The organism is Paracoccus contaminans, assembly GCF_002105555.1.
Taxonomy (GTDB): domain Bacteria; phylum Pseudomonadota; class Alphaproteobacteria; order Rhodobacterales; family Rhodobacteraceae; genus Paracoccus; species Paracoccus contaminans.
The window spans coordinates 460,155-482,648 of record NZ_CP020612.1 but is presented as its reverse complement, the minus strand read 5'-3'; the positions used below and the strand labels follow the sequence as shown (position 1 = coordinate 482,648).

At 69.9% G+C, this 22,494-nt stretch carries 16 protein-coding genes and 1 pseudogene; 16 read left to right on the top strand and 1 reads right to left on the bottom strand.

The features are described from left to right. Window positions 1-71 precede the first annotated feature (71 nt). The 11 genes from rsmH to murB all read left to right on the top strand — a co-directional run bounded on the left by rsmH (window position 72) and on the right by murB (window position 14,613). Entirely contained in the window at window positions 72-1,034 is a 963-nt protein-coding gene (gene rsmH, locus B0A89_RS02285; protein WP_085376755.1) for a 16S rRNA (cytosine(1402)-N(4))-methyltransferase RsmH, read from the top strand. After that, window positions 1,034-1,573 (top strand): cell division protein FtsL, encoded by a 540-nt coding sequence (ftsL, locus tag B0A89_RS15360; RefSeq protein ID WP_338045738.1) that lies wholly within the window; start codon window positions 1,034-1,036, stop codon window positions 1,571-1,573. Before rsmH ends, ftsL begins: the two co-directional genes overlap by 1 nt. A gap of 4 nt (window positions 1,574-1,577) precedes the next feature. Next, window positions 1,578-3,380 carry a peptidoglycan D,D-transpeptidase FtsI family protein gene (locus tag B0A89_RS02275; RefSeq protein ID WP_085376754.1) on the top strand — a complete coding sequence of 601 codons (1,803 nt, stop codon included), beginning with the start codon at window positions 1,578-1,580 and terminating at the stop codon, window positions 3,378-3,380. Between the two features lie 16 nt (window positions 3,381-3,396). Continuing rightward, on the top strand, window positions 3,397-4,881 hold the full coding sequence (locus B0A89_RS02270) for a UDP-N-acetylmuramoyl-L-alanyl-D-glutamate--2,6-diaminopimelate ligase (protein WP_157115213.1): 1,485 nt from the start codon (window positions 3,397-3,399) through the stop codon (window positions 4,879-4,881). Beyond that, complete coding sequence (locus B0A89_RS02265) at window positions 4,878-6,275, top strand: UDP-N-acetylmuramoyl-tripeptide--D-alanyl-D-alanine ligase (RefSeq protein ID WP_085376753.1); 1,398 nt, start codon at window positions 4,878-4,880, stop codon at window positions 6,273-6,275. The genes B0A89_RS02270 and B0A89_RS02265 overlap by 4 nt, the downstream gene beginning before the upstream one ends. Then, window positions 6,276-7,361 carry a phospho-N-acetylmuramoyl-pentapeptide-transferase gene (gene mraY / locus B0A89_RS02260; RefSeq protein WP_085376752.1) on the top strand — a complete coding sequence of 362 codons (1,086 nt, stop codon included), beginning with the start codon at window positions 6,276-6,278 and terminating at the stop codon, window positions 7,359-7,361. Between the two features lie 543 nt (window positions 7,362-7,904). Continuing rightward, window positions 7,905-9,317: a UDP-N-acetylmuramoyl-L-alanine--D-glutamate ligase gene (gene murD, locus B0A89_RS02255; protein WP_085376751.1), complete on the top strand. Its 1,413-nt coding sequence runs from the start codon at window positions 7,905-7,907 to the stop codon at window positions 9,315-9,317. A 253-nt stretch (window positions 9,318-9,570) separates the two neighbouring features. Beyond that, window positions 9,571-10,737, top strand: coding sequence for a peptidoglycan glycosyltransferase FtsW (locus B0A89_RS02250; RefSeq protein WP_085376750.1), 1,167 nt, complete (start codon window positions 9,571-9,573; stop codon window positions 10,735-10,737). Then, window positions 10,734-11,825, top strand: coding sequence for a UDP-N-acetylglucosamine--N-acetylmuramyl-(pentapeptide) pyrophosphoryl-undecaprenol N-acetylglucosamine transferase (locus tag B0A89_RS02245; RefSeq protein WP_085376749.1), 1,092 nt, complete (start codon window positions 10,734-10,736; stop codon window positions 11,823-11,825). Before B0A89_RS02250 ends, B0A89_RS02245 begins: the two co-directional genes overlap by 4 nt. Next, entirely contained in the window at window positions 11,822-13,249 is a 1,428-nt protein-coding gene (gene murC, locus B0A89_RS02240) for a UDP-N-acetylmuramate--L-alanine ligase (protein WP_085376748.1), read from the top strand. The genes B0A89_RS02245 and murC overlap by 4 nt, the downstream gene beginning before the upstream one ends. Window positions 13,250-13,692: 443 nt before the next feature. Continuing rightward, entirely contained in the window at window positions 13,693-14,613 is a 921-nt protein-coding gene (murB, locus tag B0A89_RS02235; protein WP_085376747.1) for a UDP-N-acetylmuramate dehydrogenase, read from the top strand. On the opposite strand, the pseudogene B0A89_RS02230 reads toward murB, so the two are convergent. Continuing rightward, window positions 14,610-15,631: pseudogene (locus B0A89_RS02230) on the bottom strand (P1 family peptidase). The gene murB and the pseudogene B0A89_RS02230 sit on opposite strands and share 4 nt — an antisense overlap. 279 nt (window positions 15,632-15,910) lie before the next feature. Between B0A89_RS02230 and B0A89_RS02225 the strand changes: the two are divergent. The 5 genes from B0A89_RS02225 to lpxC all read left to right on the top strand — a co-directional run bounded on the left by B0A89_RS02225 (window position 15,911) and on the right by lpxC (window position 22,427). Continuing rightward, window positions 15,911-16,798, top strand: coding sequence for a D-alanine--D-alanine ligase (locus B0A89_RS02225; RefSeq protein WP_240558601.1), 888 nt, complete (start codon window positions 15,911-15,913; stop codon window positions 16,796-16,798). Continuing rightward, a complete protein-coding gene (locus B0A89_RS02220; RefSeq protein ID WP_085376745.1) occupies window positions 16,786-17,982 on the top strand; it encodes a cell division protein FtsQ/DivIB in 1,197 nt (398 codons plus the stop codon). The genes B0A89_RS02225 and B0A89_RS02220 overlap by 13 nt, the downstream gene beginning before the upstream one ends. A gap of 31 nt (window positions 17,983-18,013) precedes the next feature. Continuing rightward, window positions 18,014-19,366 carry a cell division protein FtsA gene (gene ftsA, locus B0A89_RS02215; RefSeq protein WP_085376744.1) on the top strand — a complete coding sequence of 451 codons (1,353 nt, stop codon included), beginning with the start codon at window positions 18,014-18,016 and terminating at the stop codon, window positions 19,364-19,366. A gap of 196 nt (window positions 19,367-19,562) precedes the next feature. Next, a complete protein-coding gene (gene ftsZ / locus B0A89_RS02210) occupies window positions 19,563-21,257 on the top strand; it encodes a cell division protein FtsZ (protein ID WP_085376743.1) in 1,695 nt (564 codons plus the stop codon). 231 nt (window positions 21,258-21,488) lie between these two features. Then, window positions 21,489-22,427 carry a UDP-3-O-acyl-N-acetylglucosamine deacetylase gene (gene lpxC, locus B0A89_RS02205; protein ID WP_085376742.1) on the top strand — a complete coding sequence of 313 codons (939 nt, stop codon included), beginning with the start codon at window positions 21,489-21,491 and terminating at the stop codon, window positions 22,425-22,427. Window positions 22,428-22,494 lie beyond the last annotated feature (67 nt).

The following is a 22,494-nucleotide window of genomic DNA, read 5'->3' as shown; positions in this document are numbered from 1 at the left end:
GCCCGCGCTGGAGCCGGGCGCCGATCCGCTGTCGCTGCTGCCCCCGCCGCCGCCGGGGCGGCCGACGCCTGATGGCGGCCCCGCATCTTCCTGTGCTGCTGCGCCCGCTGCTGGACGCGGTCGCGCCCGTGACCGGCGTGTGGATCGACGGCACCTTCGGGGCGGGCGGCTATGCGCGCGGGCTGCTGGGGGCGGGGGCGGACCGGGTTATCGGCATCGACCGCGACCCGGCGGTCTTTGCCATGGCGGCGCCTTGGGCGGGCGAATATGGCGAGCGGCTTCGGCTGGTGCCCGGCACCTTCTCGGATCTCGACATCCTGGCGGGGCAGGCCGTGGAGGGGGTCGTGCTCGATCTCGGCGTCAGCTCGATGCAGCTCGACCAGGCCGAACGCGGCTTTTCCTTTCTGCGCGACGGGCCGCTGGACATGCGGATGTCGGGGGACGGCCCCTCGGCGGCCGACCTGCTGAACGGCGCGGACGAATCCGTCATCGCCGACGTGCTCTATCATTATGGCGAGGAACGGGCCGCCCGCCGCATCGCGCGCGCGATCATCCGCGCCCGGCCGCTGGCCACGACCGCGCAACTGGCCGAGGTGGTCCAGTCCTGCCTGCCGCGCCCCAAACCCGGGCAGAGCCATCCGGCCACGCGCGCCTTCCAGGCCGTCCGCATCTGGGTGAATGATGAATTCGGCCAGCTGGTCGCCGGGCTTGCCGCGGCCGAACGCGCGCTGAAGCCGGGCGGCAGGCTGGCGGTGGTCAGCTTCCATTCGCTCGAGGACCGGATCGTCAAGCGGTTCATGCAGGCCCGTGCCAATGCGGCCGGGGGCGGCAGCCGCCATGCGCCCCGCATCGTGCAGGATGCGCCCGCCTTCACCCTGCCGTTCCGCCGGGCCATTGGCCCCGATGACGCCGAACTGGCCGGCAACCCGAGGGCGCGGTCGGCCCATCTGCGCGTGGCGCTGCGCACCGATGCGCCTGCCGGACAGGCCGATCCGGCCGCGCTGGGGCTGCCGCAGGGGCCGGGGGCGGTCTGATGCGGGCGCTGATGTATCTGCTGGCGGCGCTGACGGTCATGGTGCTGGCCTTCTGGGCCTACCGCGAGAACTATCGCACGCAGGCGCAGATCGACGAGATGCAGGCCGTGCAGAACGAGATCGCGCGCCTGCGCGACGATCTGGGCGTTCTGCGGGCCGAATGGGCCTATCTGAACCGGCCCGAGCGGCTGCGCGAGCTGGTGGACATGAACTTCGACCGGCTGCGGCTTGGCGCGGTTCAGGCCACGCAGTTCGGCGCCGCCCGCAACATCGACTATCCCCGCCCGCCCGAGCCCGCCCCTGCCGGAACGGAGACCGGCGGGCCGGAACCGGACGCGGCGCCGCCCGCGCCCTCGAACAACCGCGGCGCGCCAGTGCCGCGGCCGGTGCGCGCCGCCGCCCCTGCCCCCGAGGCTGCCCCCGAGGCCGCCGCAGCAGCGCCGGGGCCGGACGCCGCGCCCCCCGGCGGCGCGGGCGCCCCGGACGATGCCGACCTGCCTGCCGATTCCGTCATCACCGAAACCGCCCCCGAGGACTGAGCCGATGATCCGCACCCCCCTGCGCCCGCTGGCCCGCATCCTGTCCGCCCGCGAGGCCGGCGAAGACCCCGACCGGATCGAGGCGGAGCTGCGCGCCCGCCGCCATGCGGAAATCCAGGACAAGGCGCGGCGGCGGGCCGAGGGGCGCCTCAAATGGATGGTGCTGGGCTTTCTGCTGGCCTTCGGGACGGTGGGGGTGCGCATGGGCGCCCTGGCCAGCACCCAGCCCTCCGAGCCGCGCACCCAGGCATCGGGCGCGCAGATCATCTCGCAGCGCGCCGACATCGTGGACCGGCGCGGGCGGGTGCTGGCGACCAACCTGTCCACCCATGCCCTCTATGCCCATCCGCGCGACCTCGTGGACCCGGCCGCGGCGGCGGACAAGCTGGCGAAGATCTTCCCCGACCTCGACGCCAAGCGGCTGAAGGCCGATCTGACGGGCGATCGCAAGTTCGTCTGGATCAAGAAGAAGATCAGCCCCGAACAGATGCAGGCCGTCCATGACATCGGCGAGCCGGGGCTGGTGTTCGGCCCGCGCGAGATGCGGCTTTACCCCAATGGGCGGCTGGCCAGCCACATCCTGGGCGGATCGCAGTTCGGGGCCGAGGGCGTCAGTTCGGCCGAGGTGCTGGGCATGGCGGGCGTCGAAAAGGCCTTCGACGGCTGGCTGCGCGATCCGGCCAACAACGGCGCGCCGTTGCAGCTGTCCATCGACCTGTCCGCCCAGGCCGCGATGGAGGAGGTGCTGTCCAACGGCATGAAGGTGATGAGCGCCAAGGGCGCCACCGGCATCCTGATGGACGTGAAATCGGGCGAGATCCTGGCGATGGCCAGCCTGCCCGATTTCGACCCCAACGACCGGCCGCGCCCGCTGCTGAAGGGCGACCCTTCCGACAGCCCGCTGTTCAACCGGGCGGTGCAGGGCCAGTATGAACTCGGCTCGACCTTCAAGATCTTTCCGGTGGCCCAGGCATTCGACCAGAAGCTGATCAATCCCAACACCATCATCAACACCACGACGCCGATGAAGATCGGCAAGTATCTGATCCACGATTCGCACAATTACGGATCGCAGCTGTCGGTGCGGCAGGTGATCGCCAAGTCGTCGAACGTCGGCGCGGTGCGCATCGCGCAGATGCTGGGACCGGAACGCCAGCAGAAATTCCTGCGCGCGCTGGGTTTCTTCGACCCCACCCCGGTCGAGCTGACCGAGGCGCCGACCGGCAAGCCGCTGGTGCCGCGCCGCTGGCCGGCGGTCACGGCCGCGACTGTCGCCTTTGGCCACGGGCTTGCGGCCAGCCCGCTGCATCTTGCCGCCGCCTATGCCACCATCGGCAATGACGGGCGGCGCGTGCGCCCCACGCTGATCCACCGCGCCGATCCGGTGCAGGGCGAACAGGTTCTTTCGCCAAAGGCCGCGGCCGCCGCGCGCGATCTGCTGCGCGGCGTGGTGACGCAGGGCACCGCCAAGGCGGCCGAGGTTGCCGGCTATGAGGTTGGCGGCAAGACCGGCACGGCCGACAAGCCGCGCCCGGGCGGCGGCTATTACAGCGCCCGCGTCGTATCGACCTTTGCCGCCGTCTATCCCACGGACGCGCCGAAATACGTGCTGGTCGTGACGCTGGACGAGCCGTCCGTCGCCGCAGCCGGCGGGGGCGAGATGCGCGTGGCCGGCGCCACCGCTGCCCCTGTCGCCGCCGCGCTGGTCCAGCGCCTGTCGCCCATGCTCGGCCTGCGGCCCGAGGGATTGAAGCTGCCTCAGATTGAACCCAAGGCGGCCGATGCCGTAAGGGTCTCGTCGCGGTAACGGAAAGGACGAGCGGTTGCATATCGAAGCCAGGCAGCTGTCCCGGTTGGGACTGACGGCAGCGGACGGGCGCGATCCGCAGATCACCGGGATTTCGCTGGATTCCCGCGCCGTCCGGGACGGCCATCTGTTCGCCGCGCTGCCCGGATCGGCGGCGCATGGGGCCGATTTCATCCCCTATGCGCTGCGCCAGGGGGCGGCGGCGGTGCTGACCGACCGCGCCGGCGCGGGCCTGGCTGCCGATGCGCTGGCCCGATCGCATGCCGCGCTGGTGGTGGCCGAAGATCCGCGCGCCGCGCTGGCCGGGGCGGCGGCACTGTGGTTCGGGGCGCAGCCCGAAACCGTGGTTGCCGTCACCGGCACGTCGGGCAAGACCTCGGTCGCGACATTCACCCGGCAGATCTGGCAGGCGCTGGGGCACAGCGCGATCAGCCTTGGCACGATGGGGGTGCAGGGGGATTACACCGCCAAACTCGCCCACACGACGCCCGACCCGCTGACCCTGCACCGCGTGCTGGCCGAAGCCGCGGCGGCGGGCGTCACCCATGCCGCGATGGAGGCCTCGTCCCACGGGCTTGACCAGCGGCGGCTGGACGGGGTGCGCGTCGCGGCGGGGGCGTTCACCAATTTCAGCCAGGATCATCTGGACTATCACAAGGATTTCGACAGCTATTTCGCCGCCAAGGCGCTGCTGTTCAGCCATATCCTCGAACCCGGCGCGGCGGCGGTGATCTGCACCGACGGGGAACGCGGCCGGCAGGCGGCGCAGATCGCCCAGGATCGGGGTTTGGTGCTGACCACCTATGGCCGCGCAGAGGGCTGCGATCTGCGCATCCTGGCCCAGCGCTATGACGCGACCGGGCAGGAGCTGCGGTTTTCGCTGAACGGGCAGGTGCATCTGGTGCGCCTTGACCTGATCGGCGGGTTCCAGGCGGAAAACGTGCTGTGCGCGGCGGGGCTGTGCATCGCGGCGGGCGCTGACCCTGCGCGCGTCATCGCCGCGCTGCCGGGGCTGACGACCGTGCGCGGGCGGATGGAGCTGGCGGCGCAGCGCATGAACGGCGCGGCGGTGTTCGTCGATTACGCCCACAAGCCCGGCGCGGTGATCGCCGCGCTGCAATCGCTGCGCCCTCATGTGATGGGCCGCATCATCGCGGTGATCGGCGCGGGCGGCGACCGCGACCGTGGCAAGCGGCCGCTGATGGGGCAGGCCGCGCGCCAGTTCGCCGATGTGGTGTTCGTGACCGACGACAATCCCCGCACCGAAGACCCCGCCGCCATCCGGGCCGAGGTGATGGCGGGCGCCGGCCATGACGCGACCGAGGTCGGCGACCGGGCCGAGGCGATCCTGCGCGCGGTGGACGTGCTGGAGCCTGGGGATGCGGCCCTCATCATGGGCAAGGGGCACGAAACCGGCCAGATCGTCGGCAGCGACGTATTCCCCTTTGACGACGCGGAACAGGCCAGCGTGGCCGTCGCCGCGCTGGACGGCACGATATGACCCTGTGGACCGCAGCCGATGCCGCCGCCGCAACGGGCGGGCGCGTCACCGCCGACTGGGTGGCGGACGGCATTTCCATCGACACGCGCACGCTGCGCCCCGGCGATCTGTTTGTCGCCCTGACCGCCGCCCGCGACGGGCATGATTTCGTCGCCCAGGCGCTGGACAAGGGCGCCGCCGCCGCGCTGGTCAGCCGCATCCCCGAAGGGGTCGCTGCGGGCGCGCCGCTGCTGATCGTTCCCGATGTCGTCGCCGCGCTGGTCGCGCTGGGTCGGGCGGGACGCGCGCGAACGGGCGCGCGGGTGCTGGCGATCACCGGGTCGATGGGCAAGACCTCGACCAAGGACATGGCGGCCGCCGCGCTGTCCGCGCAAGGGCGCGTCCATGCGGCCGAGGCGTCGCTGAACAATCACTGGGGCGTGCCCCTGACGCTGGCGCGGATGCCGGCGGACACCGACTGGGCGATTGTCGAACTGGGCATGAACCATCCCGGAGAGATCGAGCCGCTGGCCCGGATGGCGCGCCCCCATGTCGCCATGATCACCACCGTCGGCCCGGTTCATCTCGAGGCGTTCGCCGATGTGGCGGGCATCGCCCGCGAAAAGGCCGCGATCTTTGCCGGGCTGGAGCCGATGGGCGGGGCGATCATCCCCGAGGATCTGCCCACCACCCCCATCCTGCGCGCGGGCGCGGACGCGGCGGGCGCGGTGATCGTCGGCTTTGGCGAACAGGGCGCGGCGCGGCCCCTGCAGGTCCGGCCCGATGCCGAGGGCATCCGCGTTCAGGCCCGCATCCTGGGCGAGACCGTGGATTTCCGCCTTGCCTCGGCGGGGCGGCATTTCGCCATGAATGCGGTCGGCGTGCTGGCGGCGCTGGAAAAGCTGGGCGCCGATCTGAAGGCTTCGGCCGACGGTCTGTCGCGCTGGCAGCCCGACAAGGGCCGCGGCGCGGTCGAACGCCTCGGCGGCATCACCCTGCTGGATGACAGCTACAACGCCAACCCGGCCAGCCTTGCCGCCGGCTTTGCCACGCTCGCGCAGCTCGGCCCCGGCCGGCGGGTCGCCATCCTGGGCGACATGCTGGAACTCGGCCCCGACGAGGTGGCCATCCACCGTGACATCGCGTCATGGCCGGCGATGGGCGACATTTCGCTTGTCCATGCCTGCGGGCCGCGGATGAAGGCGATGTTCGACGCGCTTGCCCCTGAAAAGCAAGGCTTCTGGGCGCAGACCGCGGCCGATCTGTGCGCCCGCGCCGACGAGTTGGTGCAGGACGGGGACGTGGTGTTCGTCAAGGGTTCCAAGTTCTCGCGCGTCGCCTCGGTCGTTGACGTGATCCGAAAATCGCGCCAGACGCCCGCCCCTGACGATGCGCCCGACAAAAGGAACACCTGAATGCTGTATTGGCTGACGAACCTGTCCCCCGAGGGCGCGGGCGGGGTGTTCAACCTGTTTCGTTACATCACCTTCCGCTCGGGGATGGCGTTCTTCACGGCGCTGGTGTTCGGGTTCATGTTCGGCCGTCCGCTGATCAACTGGCTGCGCGTCAAGCAGAAGAAGGGCCAGCCCCTGCGCGAGATCGGCCCCGACCATTTCGCCAAGGCCGGCACGCCGACGATGGGCGGGCTGCTGATCCTGTCGGCCCTGACGGTGTCCACGCTGCTGTGGGCGCGGCTGGACAACGGCTATGTCTGGATCGTGCTGCTGGTGACGCTGGGCTTTGCCGCTGTGGGGTTTGCCGACGATTACGCCAAGGTGACCAAGCAGCATCACGCCGGCGTGTCGGGCCGGGTGCGCATGGGGATCGGGCTGGGGATCGCGGCGCTCGCCTCGGCCGCGGTGATGGCGATGCAGCCGGCCGGCCTGTCGGGGCTGGTGGCGCTGCCGTTCCTCAAGGATGCAATGATCCCGCTGTCCTACGGGTTCATCCTGTTCGGCATGTTCGTGATCGTCGGCGCGGCCAATGCCGTGAACCTGACGGACGGCCTCGACGGTCTGGCGATCGGGCCGGTGATGATCGCATCCGCGACCTTCGGGATCATCGCCTATCTGGTCGGCAACGCCAATTTCGCCAACTATCTGGGCGTTCATTTCGTGCCCGGCACGGGCGAGATCGCTGTCTTTACCGCCGCGCTGATCGGCGGCGGCCTGGGTTTCCTGTGGTACAACGCCCCGCCCGCGGCGGTGTTCATGGGCGATACCGGATCGCTGGCCCTTGGCGGCGCGCTGGGCGCCATCGCGGTGTGCATCAAGCATGAAATCGTGCTGGCCATCGTCGGCGGCCTGTTCGTGGTCGAGGCGCTGTCGGTCATCATCCAGGTCATGTACTTCAAGCGCACCGGCCGCCGCGTGTTCCTGATGGCCCCGATCCACCACCATTTCGAAAAGAAGGGCTGGGCCGAGCCGCAGATCGTCATCCGCTTCTGGATCATCGCGGTGGTGCTGGCGCTGATCGGTCTGAGCACGCTGAAGTTGAGGTGAGGGAGCTTGGCAGGGTCTTGTTTGGTTTTTGGACCGCTTTAACCGATGACCCGGTTGCTAGCTATGCGGCGGGGCTGTCGATAATTATCGCCGTCGGGGGCCTCGGTAAGGTAGCATGGACCTGGCTTCATTCCGGGCCTTTGGCGTCGGTCGATCTGTTCAACCCAAAAGAAGTTGCTCGATTTGATAGGTGCTTTATTGAACTCGTTGTTTCCAACACCGGTGGGTCGCCTCTAGTCGTTCGCGAGGTAGTGCTGACCCATCATCGCAGACGTTGGTTCAGCGCACCCTTGGCAACTGCCCGCTATAATCAAAGATCAGGTTGGGATCCCTCTCTAGAGTCGGTTCCGCATCCGACCAAACCCAAAACCAGCATAACACGAGCCCGCTTGTTGAAGCCCGGCGACGAACATCATCAACTCTTGCGGCCGTTTAAAGAATACGATCCTTCGAACGACTGGCTGCGTGTAAACGTATTTTTGCGAAATCGCCGAAAGCCGTTGAGTGCATGGGCACCGCCCGCCGTAAGTTAAGGAGGTTGCCATGATCCCCGTCGCCGCCGTCGAAAACCAGACCATTGCCGTCCTCGGCCTCGGCCGCTCGGGCCGGGCCACCGCAGCCGCGCTGCGCGAAGGCGGGGCGACCGTCATCGCATGGGACGACAGCGCCGACACCCGCGCGGCGGCGCAGGCCGAGGGCTGGACGCTCTCCGACCTGACCCGCGACAAGGCGTGGGAGACGCGGATCGACGCGCTCATCACTTCGCCCGGCATCCCGCATCTTTATCCCGCGCCGCACCCGGCCATCGCGCAGGCGCTGGCGCGGGGCGTGCCGGTGGACAACGATATCGGGCTGTTCTTCCGCAGCTTTGCGGCCGAGGGCTTCGATGCCTTCGACACCCCGCCGCGCGTAATCTGCGTCACCGGATCGAACGGAAAGTCCACCACCACCGCGCTGATCCACCACATCCTGCAATCGGCCGGCCGCCCGACCCAGATGGGCGGGAACATCGGCACCGGCGTTCTGTCGCTGGGTCCGCCCGCGGATGGCGAGGTCGTGGTGCTGGAACTGTCCTCTTATCAGACCGACCTCGCGCGCGCGCTGACGCCCGACGTGGCGGTGTTCACCAACCTGTCCCCCGACCACCTGGACCGGCACAACGGCATGGGCGGCTATTTCGCGGCCAAGCGCCGGCTGTTCGCCGAGGGCGGGCCGGACCGCTGCGTGATCGGCGTGGACGAGGCCGAGGGCCGTTACCTTGCCAACCAGTTGGGGCAGGGGCCGCAGGACGACCGGGTGATCCGGGTATCGGTGGACGCCAAGCTCGACGGTTTCGGCTGGGCTGTGTCGGCGAAAAAGGGCTTCTTGTCGGAATGGCGCAAGGGGCGGCAAGTGGCCTCGATCGACCTGCGCGGCATGACCGGCCTGCCCGGTGCCCACAACCACCAGAACGCCTGCGCCGCCTATGCCGCCTGCCGCGCCGTGGGCCTGGCCCCGCGCGAGATCGAGGCGGCCTTTCACGATTTCGCCGGCCTTCCGCATCGCAGCCAGACAGTCGCCACCATCGGCGGGGTGCGCTGGGTCAACGATTCCAAGGCAACCAATGTCGATGCCGCGGAAAAGGCGCTGCTGGCCTTCGACAATATCCGCTGGATCGCGGGGGGCCTGGCAAAAGAGGGGGGCATAGCCGCGCTCGTCCCGCATCTGGGCCGGGTGGCCAAGGCCTATCTGATCGGCCATTCGGCGCGGGATTTCGCCCTGCAACTGGGCGGCACCCCCCACGAGGTCGTCGACAGGATGGAGACCGCCGTCGCCCGCGCCGCCGCCGAGGCGCGCCCGGGCGATACCGTGCTGCTGGCCCCGGCCTGCGCCAGCTTCGACCAATATCCGAATTTTGAAAAACGGGGTGAGCATTTCACCGCCCTCGTCCGGGCGATCGAGGCGGCGCAGGGCTGAGCCGCCGCGAAGGGGGGCCGTCCGCCCCCCATAGCCTGACGGCGATTCCCCCCAAGGATATTTGCGGACCGAAGATGCCGCATGCCCCATCTTCGGTCCGCAAATATCCCGGGGGTGCGGGGGCTGGCCCCCGCTGCGGCCTTGCGCCCCTGCGCTGTCCATTCCGCAGTGGCGCCGCGCCCGCAACCGCGTTACTCTGCGCCCCAGACCCGGACCAACCGGGCAGGGCAGAGGCAGTGACGGCGGTATTCCCATGACCGAGATGGTCTTTGGCAGCGCACCCGCACGGGTGAGCGATCCCATCTTTCCGCGCTGGTGGCGGACGGTGGACAAGTGGACGCTGACCTTTGTCTGCGTGCTGTATCTGACCGGGCTGCTGCTCGGGCTGGCCGCCTCGGTGCCGCTGGCCGAACGCAACGGCCTGCCGGCGTTCTACTATGTCACGCGGCAGGCGGCGTTCGGGGGAATGGGGCTGGCAGTTATGCTGGTCATCTCGATGATGTCGCCGGTTCAGGTGCGGCGCATGGGGGTGCTGCTGTTCGTCGGCGCCTTTGCGGTGGTGCTGGCGCTGCCGGTGATCGGCACCGACTTCGGCAAGGGCGCGACGCGCTGGCTCAGCCTCGGCTTTGCTTCGGTCCAGCCGTCCGAGTTTCTCAAGCCCGGTTTCATCGCCCTGTGCGCCTGGCTCATGGCCTCGTCCCAGACGCTGGGGGGGCCGCCGGGGCGGCTTTATTCGGTCGGCGTGGCGGCCATGGTGGCGCTGGTGCTGGCGCTGCAGCCGGATTTCGGGCAGACCTCGCTGATCCTGTTCGCCTGGGTGGTGATGTTCTTCATCAGCGGCGGATCGATGATCCTGATCGGCGCCATCCTGGCTCTGATCGCGGCGGCAGGCGGCTTTGCCTATAGCGCCAGCGAACATTTCGCCCGCCGCATCAACGGCTATCTGTCCGCCGAGATCGACCCCCGCACCCAGATCGGCTATGCCACCAACGCCATCCAGGAGGGCGGCTTCTTCGGCGTGGGCGTGGGCGAGGGCACGGTCAAGTGGTCGCTGCCCGATGCGCATACCGATTTCATCATCGCCGTTGCGGCCGAGGAATACGGCTTCGTTCTCGTCCTGCTCATCATCGCGCTGTATTGCGCGATCGTCGTGCGCTCGCTGTGGCGGCTGCTGGGGGAACGCGATCCCTTCGCGCGCATCGCCGGCACGGGGCTGGCCTGTGCCTTTGGCGTGCAGGCGCTGATCAACATGGGCGTCGCGGTGCGCCTGCTGCCGGCCAAGGGGATGACGCTGCCCTTTGTCAGCTATGGGGGCTCGTCCGTGATCGCCTCGGGCATCACGCTGGGGATGCTGCTGGCGCTGACGCGGACGCGGCCGCAGAACCTGATTGCCGACGTGCTGGGGCGCGCGGGCCGATGAGCGGTCGGGGACGGCTGGCCGTCATCGCCGCCGGCGGAACCGGAGGGCACATGTTTCCCGCCCAGGCGCTGGCCGAACGCCTGCTGGGCGATGGCTGGCGCGTGACGCTGTCCACCGACGAGCGCGGCGCCCGCTATGCCGGGGGCTTTCCCCCCGAGGTCGCGCGCGAGATCGTGCGCGCCGCCACCACCGCCCGCGGGGGAATGGCCAGCCGACTGGCGGCGCCCTTGCGGATCGGGCAGGGGGCGCTGGATGCGCTGGGCGCGATGCGGCGCGACCGGCCGGCGGTCGTGGTCGGCTTTGGCGGCTATCCCACCATTCCCGCGATGGGCGCGGCGCTGATGCTGCGCATCCCGCGGATGATCCATGAACAGAACGGCGTGATGGGGCGGGTGAACCGCCTGTTCGCGCGGCGGGTCGATCGGCTGGCCTGCGGGACATGGCCGACCGACCTGCCGCCCGGCGTCAGCGGCGTTCACACCGGCAACCCGGTGCGCCAGGCGGTGCTGGACCGCGCCGCCGCGCCCTATGCGCCGCCGGGGGGCGGGCCGCTGTCGCTGCTGGTGATCGGGGGCAGCCAGGGGGCGCGGGTGCTGTCGGATGTGGTCCCCGCCGCCGTCGCCGCCCTGCCGCCCGACATCCGCCAGCGCCTGCATGTCAGCCACCAGGCCAGGGCCGAGGATGCCGCCCGCGTGATCGCCACCTATGCCGCCGCCGGGATCGCGGCCGAGGTGCAGCCCTTCTTTGCCGATGTGCCGGACCGCCTTGCCGGGGCGCAGGTCGTGGTCAGCCGGGCGGGCGCCTCGTCCATCGCCGACATCACCGTGATCGGGCGGCCGGCGATCCTGATCCCGTTCGCCGCCGCGACCGGCGATCACCAGACCGCCAACGCCCGCGCATTGGCGGAAACCGGCGCAGCGATCCTGATGCCCGAAACGGTGCTGGACGCGGCCAGCCTGACGCGCGATCTGCGGGCGATCCTGACAGACCCTGACCGCGCGGCCCAGATGGCCGCCGCCGCCCTGTCGCTGGGCCGCCCTGACGCGGCGGCCCGCCTTTATGACCTTGTGACGGACCTGACCCCATGAATGCTGCCACCAAGCTGCCCGGCGAACTCGGCCCCATCCATTTCATCGGCATCGGCGGGATCGGCATGTCCGGCATCGCCGAGGTGCTGATGACGCTGGGCTATGGCGTGCAGGGGTCGGACGCGAAACGCAGCAAGATCACCGACCGCCTGGAAAGCCTGGGCGCGACCATCTTCGAAGGGCAGCGGGCCGAGAATATCGGCGATGCGGGCGTCGTCGTCATCTCGACCGCCATCAAGAAGGGCAATCCCGAATTGGAGGAGGCGCGCCGCCGCGGCCTGCCCGTGGTCCGCCGCGCCGAAATGCTGGCCGAGCTGATGCGCCTGAAATCCAACATCGCCATCGCCGGCACCCACGGCAAGACCACGACCACGACGATGGTGGCGACGCTGCTGGACGCGGGCGGGCTGGACCCGACGGTCATCAACGGCGGCGTGATCCATGCCTATGGATCGAACGCCCGCGCAGGCGCCGGCGAATGGATGGTGGTCGAGGCCGACGAAAGCGACGGCAGCTTCAACCGCCTGCCCGCAACCATCGCCATCGTCACCAACATCGACCCCGAGCATATGGAGCACTGGGGTTCCTTCGACGCGCTGCGAAAGGGATTTTACGATTTCGCCAGCGGCATCCCCTTCTATGGCCTGGCCGTCTGCTGCACCGATCACCCCGAGGTGCAGGCCCTGGTCGGCCGCCTAACCGACCGCCGCGTCGTCACCTTCGGCTTCAACGCGCAGGCGGACGTGCGGGCGATCAACCTGCGCTATGAAAACGGCGCGGCGCATTTCGACGTGGCGCTGCAGGGCGAGCGGGCCGAGGACGGCACCGTTCCCCTGATCGAGGGCTGCACCCTGCCGATGCCCGGCGATCACAATGTGTCGAACGCCCTGTCCGCGGTCGCGGTCGCGCGGCATCTGGGGATGAAGCGGGCGCAGATCCGCGACGCGCTGGCGTCCTTCGGCGGCGTGGGGCGGCGCTTTACCCGCGTGGGCGAGGTGGACGGCGTCACCATCATCGATGATTACGGCCACCATCCGGTGGAAATCGCCGCCGTGCTCAAGGCGGCGCGCCAGTCCACGAAGGGGCGGGTGATCGCCGTTCACCAGCCGCACCGCTATACCCGGCTGTCGAACCTCTTCGACGATTTCTGCACCTGCTTCAACGAGGCCGACGTGGTCGGCATCGCCGAGGTCTATTCGGCGGGCGAGGATCCGATCCCCGGTGCAAGCCGCGACGATCTGGTCGCCGGGTTGATCGCCCATGGCCACCGCCACGCCCGCGCCGTCATGGACGAGGACGATCTTGCCCGGCTGGTGCGCGAGCAGGCGCGCCCCGGCGACATGGTGGTCTGCCTCGGGGCAGGGACCATCTCGGCCTGGGCCAACGGCCTGCCGGACCGGCTGAAAAGGGCCAGAGCCGCGTGACCTGACGGCCGGGGCAGGCCGGCCGCCGGAACCGGGCAGGATCGACCGGGCAGGGGCGCCGCGCCCCTGCGGCGGGGCGGCCATTGGGTGATCGCGCGCCCGCGCGTGCCAGCCTGCCCCTGCGCCTGACTTGGCGGGCAGTGAGCGGCCATGCCAGGCGGCGCCCGATGGACGATGCGCCCGGCCTTGCCGCCTTTGCCGATCGGCAGCAGGCATGGGCGGCGGACGATCCATTGCACAAAGGTTTTTTCAGGCCTCGCGGCCTCGGGCTGCCCCGCTTGTGGCGCTTTGCCGCTGCTGTCCTGCGGCTCTCGCCGCGGCCATGGGCCGATCTTTGCGGCCCCGGCCCCCGGCATGGCATGCCCGCGGTGGGGGGCGCGGGGTGGTTGCCTGATCCTGCGTCCTGTCCTACCCACAGGCGCACTTCTTTCCGGAGACGATTCATGCCCCCCCTTCCGACGCCCCGCGGAGCGCTGGCCCCCAACCGGGCCCTGTCCGACCTGACATGGTTGCGGGTCGGCGGGCCGGCCGACTGGCTGTTCCAGCCCGCCGATGTCGATGATCTGTCATCCTTCCTGCGCGATCTGGACCCTGCGGTCCCGGTCTTTCCGATGGGCGTCGGGTCCAACCTGATCGTCCGGGACGGGGGCATCCGGGGCGTGGTCATCCGGCTGGGGCGCGGCTTCAACGACATCGCCATCGAGGGCGATCATGTGACCGCCGGGGCGGCGGCGCTGGACGCCCATGTCGCCCGCCGCGCCGCCGAATCGGGGCTGGACCTGACATTCCTGCGCACCATTCCGGGCAGCATCGGCGGCGCCATCCGCATGAATGCCGGCTGCTATGGCAGCTATGTCGCCGGCCATCTGGTCGAGGCCGAGGTCGTCGCCCGCGACGGGGCGGTGCTGACCCTGTCCCCGGCCGAGCTGCAGTTCGACTATCGTTCCAGCAATCTGCCCGATGGCTGGGTGCTGACGAGGGCGGTCTTTCGCGCCCGCCGCGACGATCCGGCAGCGCTGGCCGCGCGGATGGACGATCAGATCGCCCGCCGCGATGCCAGCCAGCCCATCCGCGACCGCAGCGCCGGATCGACCTTCCGCAATCCCGCCGGGTTCAGCTCCACGGGGCGGGCGGACGACGTGCATGATCTCAAGGCGTGGAAGCTGATCGACGATGCCGGCCTGCGCGGCCACCGTCTGGGCGGCGCGCAGATGAGCGAGAAGCATCCCAATTTCCTCATCAACACCGGCGGGGCCACGGCGGCCGAGCTTGAGGCGCTGGGCGATCTGGTGCGCGCGCGGGTGCGCGACCATTCGGGCCAGGATCTGACATGGGAGGTGATCCGCGTGGGCGAGCGGGCCTAACCCGCCAGCCACGCGGCCAGCAGCGGCGGGCAATGCCCGTCGGGGCCGGTGACCGGGGTGGCGGCGCACAGCGCGTTCAGCACCGCCTCGGCCGTGGCCTCGGCGGCGGCGCGGAACAGGTCGTCGATGCGCCCGTCATGCAGCCGGGGCAGGGATAGCAGCTCGGCCCCCATGTCCTGGGGGATGCGCGCCGCGGTCGAAAAGGCCAGCGCGATATCGCCGCTGCCATGGCCCCAGAACGCGCCCAGCCAGGCGATCCCGGCCCCCGCCCGGCGGCAGAGCCGCTGCAACTGGCGCGGGTCCAGCGGCACGTCGGTCGCCAGCACCACGATGACGGAACCCTGCTCGGGCGCCGGCCGGGCGCGGGGATCGGGCCGGCGCCCATCCGGCAGCACCAGATCGCCGGCCCGCCCGAAATTGGCCAGCACCAGCGCGCCAAGATGGCGCGTCTCGCCCGCGACCATCAGCGCGCGCGAGGCGGTCCCGATCCCGCCCTTGAAACCGAAACTGCTCATCCCGCGACCCGCGCCGACCGATCCCTCAGGCGGCGGCTGCGCGCTTGCGCCGTCCAGCGCGGCCAGGGCATCCGCCTCGGTCACGGCCATGGCGCGGATGTCGGACAGGGCCGCATCGTTGCATTCGCACACGACCGCGTTGACAGTCGGCTGGCCGCGCCCGATGCGGGGGTTTCGGCCAGCGCGCGCCGGATCAGCGCGTTCATGCAGGTGCCCACCGCAAGGGTGTTGGTCAGCAGGATCGGGGTTTCCAGCATCCCAAGCTCGGCCAGCTGCACCAGCCCGGCGCTTTTGCCAAAACCGTTCACCACCTCGGCCGCCGCCGGCAGCTTTGCCGCGTAAAGATTGCCCGCTGCCGGCACGATCGCCGTGACCCCGGTGTTCAGCCCGCCCCCCGCCAGCGTCCGATGCCCCACCCGCAGGCCGGGAACGTCGGTGATGGCGTTGCAGGGGCCGGTCCGGCCCCAGTGCGGCGCATGGGCAAGGTCGCGAAAGCGTGGCATGGGGTTGCTGCGTTCCATGAAGGGGTCATTGCGTTCAAGCAGTTGCCCCCGCCCCTGGCAATGCGCCGGAATCCTGTGGACAGATGGCCGAAACCTGCCGCGCCGCGTGCGAAGGCCCTTTTCCCGTGGCGCGCTCTGTGGCTAGAATGGCGCAACCACCGGGCGTGCTGCAAGGCTGCCCGGAACGACGGGGAAACCCCGAACCAGTCCCGGCCAACCGGGCGAAAGGCAGATGTGACGGGCAGGTCGAGCAGGACAGCCCACACCGTAGCGGTCCTGATGGGCGGCCCCTCGGCTGAGCGCGAGGTATCGCTGTCGTCGGGGCGCGGATGCGCGGATGCGCTGCGGGTGGCGGGATTTGAGGTGGCCGAGATCGTTCTTGGCCCCGGCGATGGCGCCGGTCTGGCGGCGCGGCTGGCCGAGGCGCGCCCCGATGTCGTCTTCAACGCCCTGCATGGCCGCCTGGGCGAGGATGGCTGCGTTCAGGGCCTGCTGGAATGGATGGGGCTGCCCTATACCCATTCGGGTGTGCTCGCCTCGGCTCTGGCGATGGACAAGACGCGCGCCAAGCAGGCGTTCAGGGATGCCGGCCTGCCGGTTGCCCACAGCGTGATCGCCAGCCGCGAGGAGGTGCGCGCCGGCCATGTCCTGCCCCCGCCCTATGTGGTCAAGCCCAATGACGAGGGCTCCTCGGTCGGGGTGTTCATCGTGCGCGAGGGCGACAACGCCGCGCCGCTGCCCGATTCGATGCCCGCGCAGGTCATGGTCGAGACCTATGCGCCGGGTCGCGAGCTGACCACCGCCGTTCTGGGCGACCGCCCCCTGGGCGTCACCGAGATCGTGACGGCGGGCTGGTACGACTATGACGCCAAATATGCCGCGGGCGGATCGCGCCACATCATCCCGGCCGACATTCCCGCCGATGTGGCGCAAGCCTGCCTTGACTATGCCTTGCGCGCGCATCAGGCGCTGGGCTGCCGCGGGCTGTCGCGGACCGATTTCCGCTGGGACGACCGGCGCGGGGCGGACGGGCTGATCGTGCTGGAAACCAACACCCAGCCGGGCATGACGCCGACCTCGCTCGCGCCCGAACAGGCGGCCTTTGCCGGCATCGCCTTTCCCGAGCTGTGCCGCTGGATGGTCGAGGACGCGCTATGCAGGGACTGACCCGCCCCGGACAGGTGATCGATGCCGGCCTGCGCCCCGCGCCGGTCCGCCGCGCCGGCGGCCGCCCGGCCCCCGCCGGTGCCCCGCGCCGCGATCCCGGCCCCTCGCGCCTGGCCTATCGGCTGAACCGGCTGTGGCTGACGCCGCTGTATCGGCGGCTGTTCCGGGTGGGGCTGCCGGCCTTTCTGATGTGCATGATCGTCGGGCTGTATCTGGCCGACGACACCCGCCGGGCCAACCTGACCGGCGCCATGACCGCGATGGTGGACCGCATCCAGAACCGCGAAGCCTTCATGGTCAGGACCATGCAGATCGAGGGCGCCTCGCCCGCAGTGGACAAGGGGCTGAGGGCCATGCTGCCGGTCACGCTGCCGGCCTCCAGCTTTGATCTGGACCTGCCTGCGCTGCGCAAGCAGATCGAACTGCTGGATGCAGTGGACCATGTCGATCTGCGCATCAAGCCGGGCGGCATCCTGTCGGCGGTCGTGACCGAACGCCAGCCCGCCCTGCTGTGGCGCCATGCGCGCGGGATCGAGCTGCTGGACAGGACCGGGCATCGCGTCGCCTCGGTCACCTCGCGCGAGCTGCGCCGCGACCTGCCGGTGATCGCGGGCGAGGGGGCGGGCGAAAAGGCCGCCGAGGCGCTGGCGGTCATTGCCGCGGCCGGGCCGCTGGTGCCGCGCCTGCGCGGGCTGGAGCGGATGGGCGAGCGGCGCTGGGACGTGGTGCTTGACCGGGGGCAGCGGATCATGCTGCCCGCCGACCGGCCGCTTCAGGCGGTGGAAAAGGTGCTGGCGCTGGACAAGGCCGACGGGCTGCTGGACCGCGACGTGATCGCCGTCGACCTGCGCGAGGCCGGCCGCCCGGTGGTGCGGATGGGGCTGACGGCGCAGAACACGCTGCGCCGCGCGCTGGGCCGCAACGAGCTGGACGCCGAGGGCAATGAGATCGAGCCGCAGGACGCCAATGGCGCCCCCAAGGGCGTTGCCGCGACCGCGGGCCAGGCCAACAAGGGCGGCGCGCAGAAGGCAGGCCCGGCCGGTGCGCCCAAGGCCGCCGGCAAGGGGCAGGGCGCGTCCAGGGGCGCCGGCAGCGGCAAGGCGGGCGCGGCAGGCAAGGGCAAGGGCAAGGGCGGCGCCGGGACGGACGGGACCGGCAAGGCCGCCCCCGCGCGGCGCGGCTGACCGGCACAGGCGAAGGGGAAAGACCAAGGCGATGCGCGATCTCTATCAGGCCCAAAGGACGATGCGCCAGATGCGCCGGGCGGCGATGGCGCGGGGCGTTGTGGCGGTGCTGGATATCGGCACCTCCAAGATCACCTGCATCATCCTTCAGTTCGACGGCCCCGGCCAGTTCCGCGATACCGACGGTGTCGGGCCGATGGCCGGACAGGCCTCGTTCCGCGTGATCGGCCAGTTCACCACCCAGTCCCGCGGCGTCCGCTATGGCGAGATCGAGACCATGGCGGAAACCGAACGCTGCGTGCGCCATGCCGTGCAGGGCGCGCAAAAGCAGGCGGGCGTGCGCGTCGATCACGTGATCGCCACCCTGTCAGGGGCGCGCCCTTCCTCCTATGGCCTGGCCGGAGAGATCACGCTGCGTTCGGGCAAGGTGACCGAGGCCGATGTCGGCGCCGTCCTGGCGGCCTGCGATGCGCCCGATTTCGGCCGCAACCGCGAGGTTCTGCATGCCCAGCCGGTCAATTTTGCGGTGGACGGCCGCTCGGGGCTGTCCGATCCGCGCGACATCGTGGGCGACCGGCTGGCGGTGGACATGCATGTGCTGACCATCGACGGCTTTGCCGCCTCCAATCTTGTCCACTGCATCCGGCGCTGCGACCTTGAACTGGCCGGGGTCGGCTCGGCCGCCTATGCGGCGGGGCGCGCGGCGCTGGTCGAGGATGAACAGGAACTGGGCGCGGCCTGCGTGGACATGGGGGGCGGCATCACCGGCGTGTCGCTGTTCCTGAAAAAGCACATGATCTTTGCCGATGCCGTGCGCATGGGGGGCGATCTGGTCACGCGCGACATCAGCCAGGGGCTGCGCGTGCCGATGGCGACGGCCGAATGGCTCAAGACCCGGCATGGCGGGCTGGAGGCGACGGGCCGCGACGACCGCGAGCTGATCGATGTGAGCCGGGCGCCCGGCCAGGCCGACAGCCATCCGGGCGACTGGCCGGGCGAGCGGCGCAGCGTCAGCCGCGCCGACCTGATCGGCATCATGCGCCCGCGGGTCGAGGAGATCCTCGACGGCGTGCGCGACGTGCTGGATGCGGCGGGCTTTGACCAGATGCCCTCGCGGCAGGTGGTCCTTACGGGCGGGGCCAGCCAGATTCCGGGGCTCGACACGCTGGCGGCCCGCATCCTGGGCCAGAATGTCCGCATCGGCCGGCCGCTGCGCATCCAGGGGCTGGCCCAGCAGCATACCGCGCCCTGCCATGCCGCAACCGTGGGGCTGGCGCTGCACGCCGCCAATCCGCAGGATGAATGGTGGGATTTCGAGATGCCCGACCGCGGCGGGGCATTGGGGCTGAAGCGAGCGATCCGGTGGTTTCGCACCCATTGGTAAGCGCGGCCCCCCTTGCCGACACCAGCACTAGCCGGGCCGGCAACATGCCGCTGACGAGGGGCGTTTGCCCGGCCAGATTTTGTGGATATCCGCCGATTTTCGGGTGACGATCGGGCGGAATCTGCTAGGCTTGCGCGAAATCCAGGAATCGACCGGGCAGCCAACGACCCGGCACGGTAACAGAAGGCAGGCGGCGATGAATCTGAACCTGATGATGAGCGACGACCAGGAATTGCGTCCCCGCATTACCGTCTTTGGCGTTGGCGGGGCCGGGGGCAATGCCGTCAACAACATGATCGAAAAGCAACTCGACGGGGTCGAGTTCGTGGTCGCCAACACCGATGCCCAGGCGCTGGCGCAAAGCCGTTCCGAAAGCCGCATCCAGCTTGGTCCCAAGGTGACCGAGGGGCTGGGCGCGGGCGCCAAGCCCTCGATCGGCGCCAAGGCCGCCGAGGAGACGATCGAGGATATCGTCGATCACCTGATGGGCGCCCATATGTGCTTCATCACCGCCGGGATGGGCGGCGGCACCGGCACCGGCGCGGCCCCGATCATCGCCCAGGCCGCGCGTGAAATGGGCATCCTGACCGTCGGCGTCGTGACCAAACCCTTCCAGTTCGAAGGCTCGAAGCGCATGCGCCAGGCCGATGAAGGGGTCGAGGCGCTGCAGAAGGTCGTCGATACGCTCATCATCATCCCGAACCAGAACCTGTTCCGAATCGCCAACGAACGCACGACCTTCACCGAGGCCTTCGCCATGGCCGACGACGTGCTGTATCAGGGCGTCAAGGGCGTGACCGACCTGATGGTGCGCCCCGGCATCATCAACCTGGACTTTGCCGACGTCCGCGCCGTGATGGACGAGATGGGCAAGGCCATGATGGGCACGGGCGAGGGCACCGGCGACAACCGCGCCGTCGAGGCCGCCGAAAAGGCGATCGCCAACCCGCTGCTGGACGAAATCAGCCTGAATGGCGCCAAGGGCGTGCTGATTAACATCGTCAGCGGCGGCGACATGACCCTGTTCGAATTCGACGAGGCCGCCAACATCATCCGCGACAAGGTGGACGACGACGCCAACATCATCGTCGGCAGCAGCGTTGATGAAACCCTGGACGGTGCGATCCGCGTGTCGGTCGTTGCCACCGGCATCGACATGGGTGCAGCAGCCGAGGCCCCTGCGCCGCGCCGCGGGCTCAAAGAACCGCTGACCCAGCACCCGACCGCTGCCCCCAAGGCTGCCGCCGACGAAAGCATGGCCCCCCCCCGCCGGTCCCCGGTGCTAGAAACGCCCTCGCCCCGTCCCGTCAGCCATGAAGAGCTGCCCGAACCCGCCTATCGCCCCGTAGAATTGCGCGGCGAACGGTCGCAGCCCGACACCGACCACGCGCGAACCGCGGCGGATGCGGCACCCACCCGGGCCGATACTCGCCCGTCCGATGTCCGCCCGTCCGATGTCCGCCCGTCCGATGCCCGTGCGCTTGATACCCGCAGCGTGGACCAGCGGCTGTCCGATTCGGCAGAAAGCTTTACGGCCCCGGTCCGGCCGCAGGCCCCGCGGGTTCAGCCCGCCGCCGAGGTCATGGACCGGCTGCATCGCGCCATCCACCGCGACGCGGCCGATGCGGGCCGCCGCCCCGCAGGCGCCCAGCCCGCGCCCGAGGCGCCCCGCGGCCCCGCCCGCATGGCCGGCCTTGGGCGGATGATGGAACGTCTTGCCGGCGGGCAGGGCGAACAGGAACGCCCCCGCGCCGAAACCATCGCCGAACGGGTCAGCGACCGTCTCGCACGGGCGCGTCAGGCGGAAACCGATTTCGACGATCTGGCCTCGCCCGACGCCGGCAAGGACAATGTCGAAATCCCGGCCTTTCTGCGGCGCCAGGCCAACTGACCGGGCAACACCGCCCGCCGCGCAACAGCGTGAAAAGAACCTGACGGGTCGCCATCGCGGCCCGTTTTTCGTTTATAGCCAAAGGCTTGGATGGCGCAGGGGATGCGGCCCGGTGATCTGCCGCACCGATGTTACAGAGAGTCACAAAACGTTAATTGAGGACTGCGCCGGCCGCTTCTACCTCATGGTCATCGGGATGTTTTCCCGCAACGATAAAACGGGACGCCGACCATGCAGGCCACGCTCGCCACTCCAGCCCGGTTCTCGGGCACCGGCCTTCATTCCGGTGCGCCCGTGCGGATGACGATCCACCCTGCGCCGGCCGGGCACGGGATCGTGTTCCGGCGTACCGACATGGCCGATGCGCTTATTCCGGCCCGCTGGGACCATGTGGTGCCCTCGCAGCTTTGCACGCTGCTGCAAGGCGAAGGCGGGGCCACCCTGTCTACGGTGGAACATGTCATGGCCGCGCTGTCGGGGACGGGCATCCACAATGCGCTGATCGACGTGGACGGGCCCGAGGTGCCGATCCTCGACGGCTCCTCCGCGCCCTTCGTGGCCGCCATCCTTGCCGCCGGCATCGCCCTTCAGGCCGAGCCGCTGCGCGCCATCCGCGTGCTCAAACCCGTCGAACTGCGCGAGGGCGACCGCCTGGCCCGGCTGACCCCGGCCGATCATCTGAAAATGGATTTCGCCATCGACTTTTCGGATGCCGCCATCGGCCATCAGGAAAAGAGTCTTGATCTGGCAAACGGCGCCTTTCAGCGCGAGCTGATGGACAGCCGCACCTTCTGCCGCCAGTCGGATGTCGAGGCGATGCAGGCGAATGGTCTGGCCTTGGGCGGCACCTATTTCAACGCCGTTGTCGTCGACGGCGAACGGGTGCTGTCGCCCGGCGGGCTGCGCCACCGGGATGAGGCGGTGCGCCACAAGATGCTCGACGCCGTGGGCGATCTGGCCTTGGCCGGTGCGCCGCTGATGGCGCGCTATACCGGCCACCGGGCCGGCCATGCGATGACCAACCGCCTGCTGCGGCTGCTTTTCGCGGACCGGACGGCATGGGAATGGGTGACCTGCACCCCCGATTCCGAACGGCGGATGCCGGGCGCGGGGGTGATCCGCCCCCGCGTCATCCCCGCCGCCGCGCCGGCGCCCGCCATGGTGGCCTGATCGGCCGGCGGGCGCCTGCCCGCACGGGCTTGTCAGTGCCCGAGACTTGCCCTTTTGCGCGCTGCAA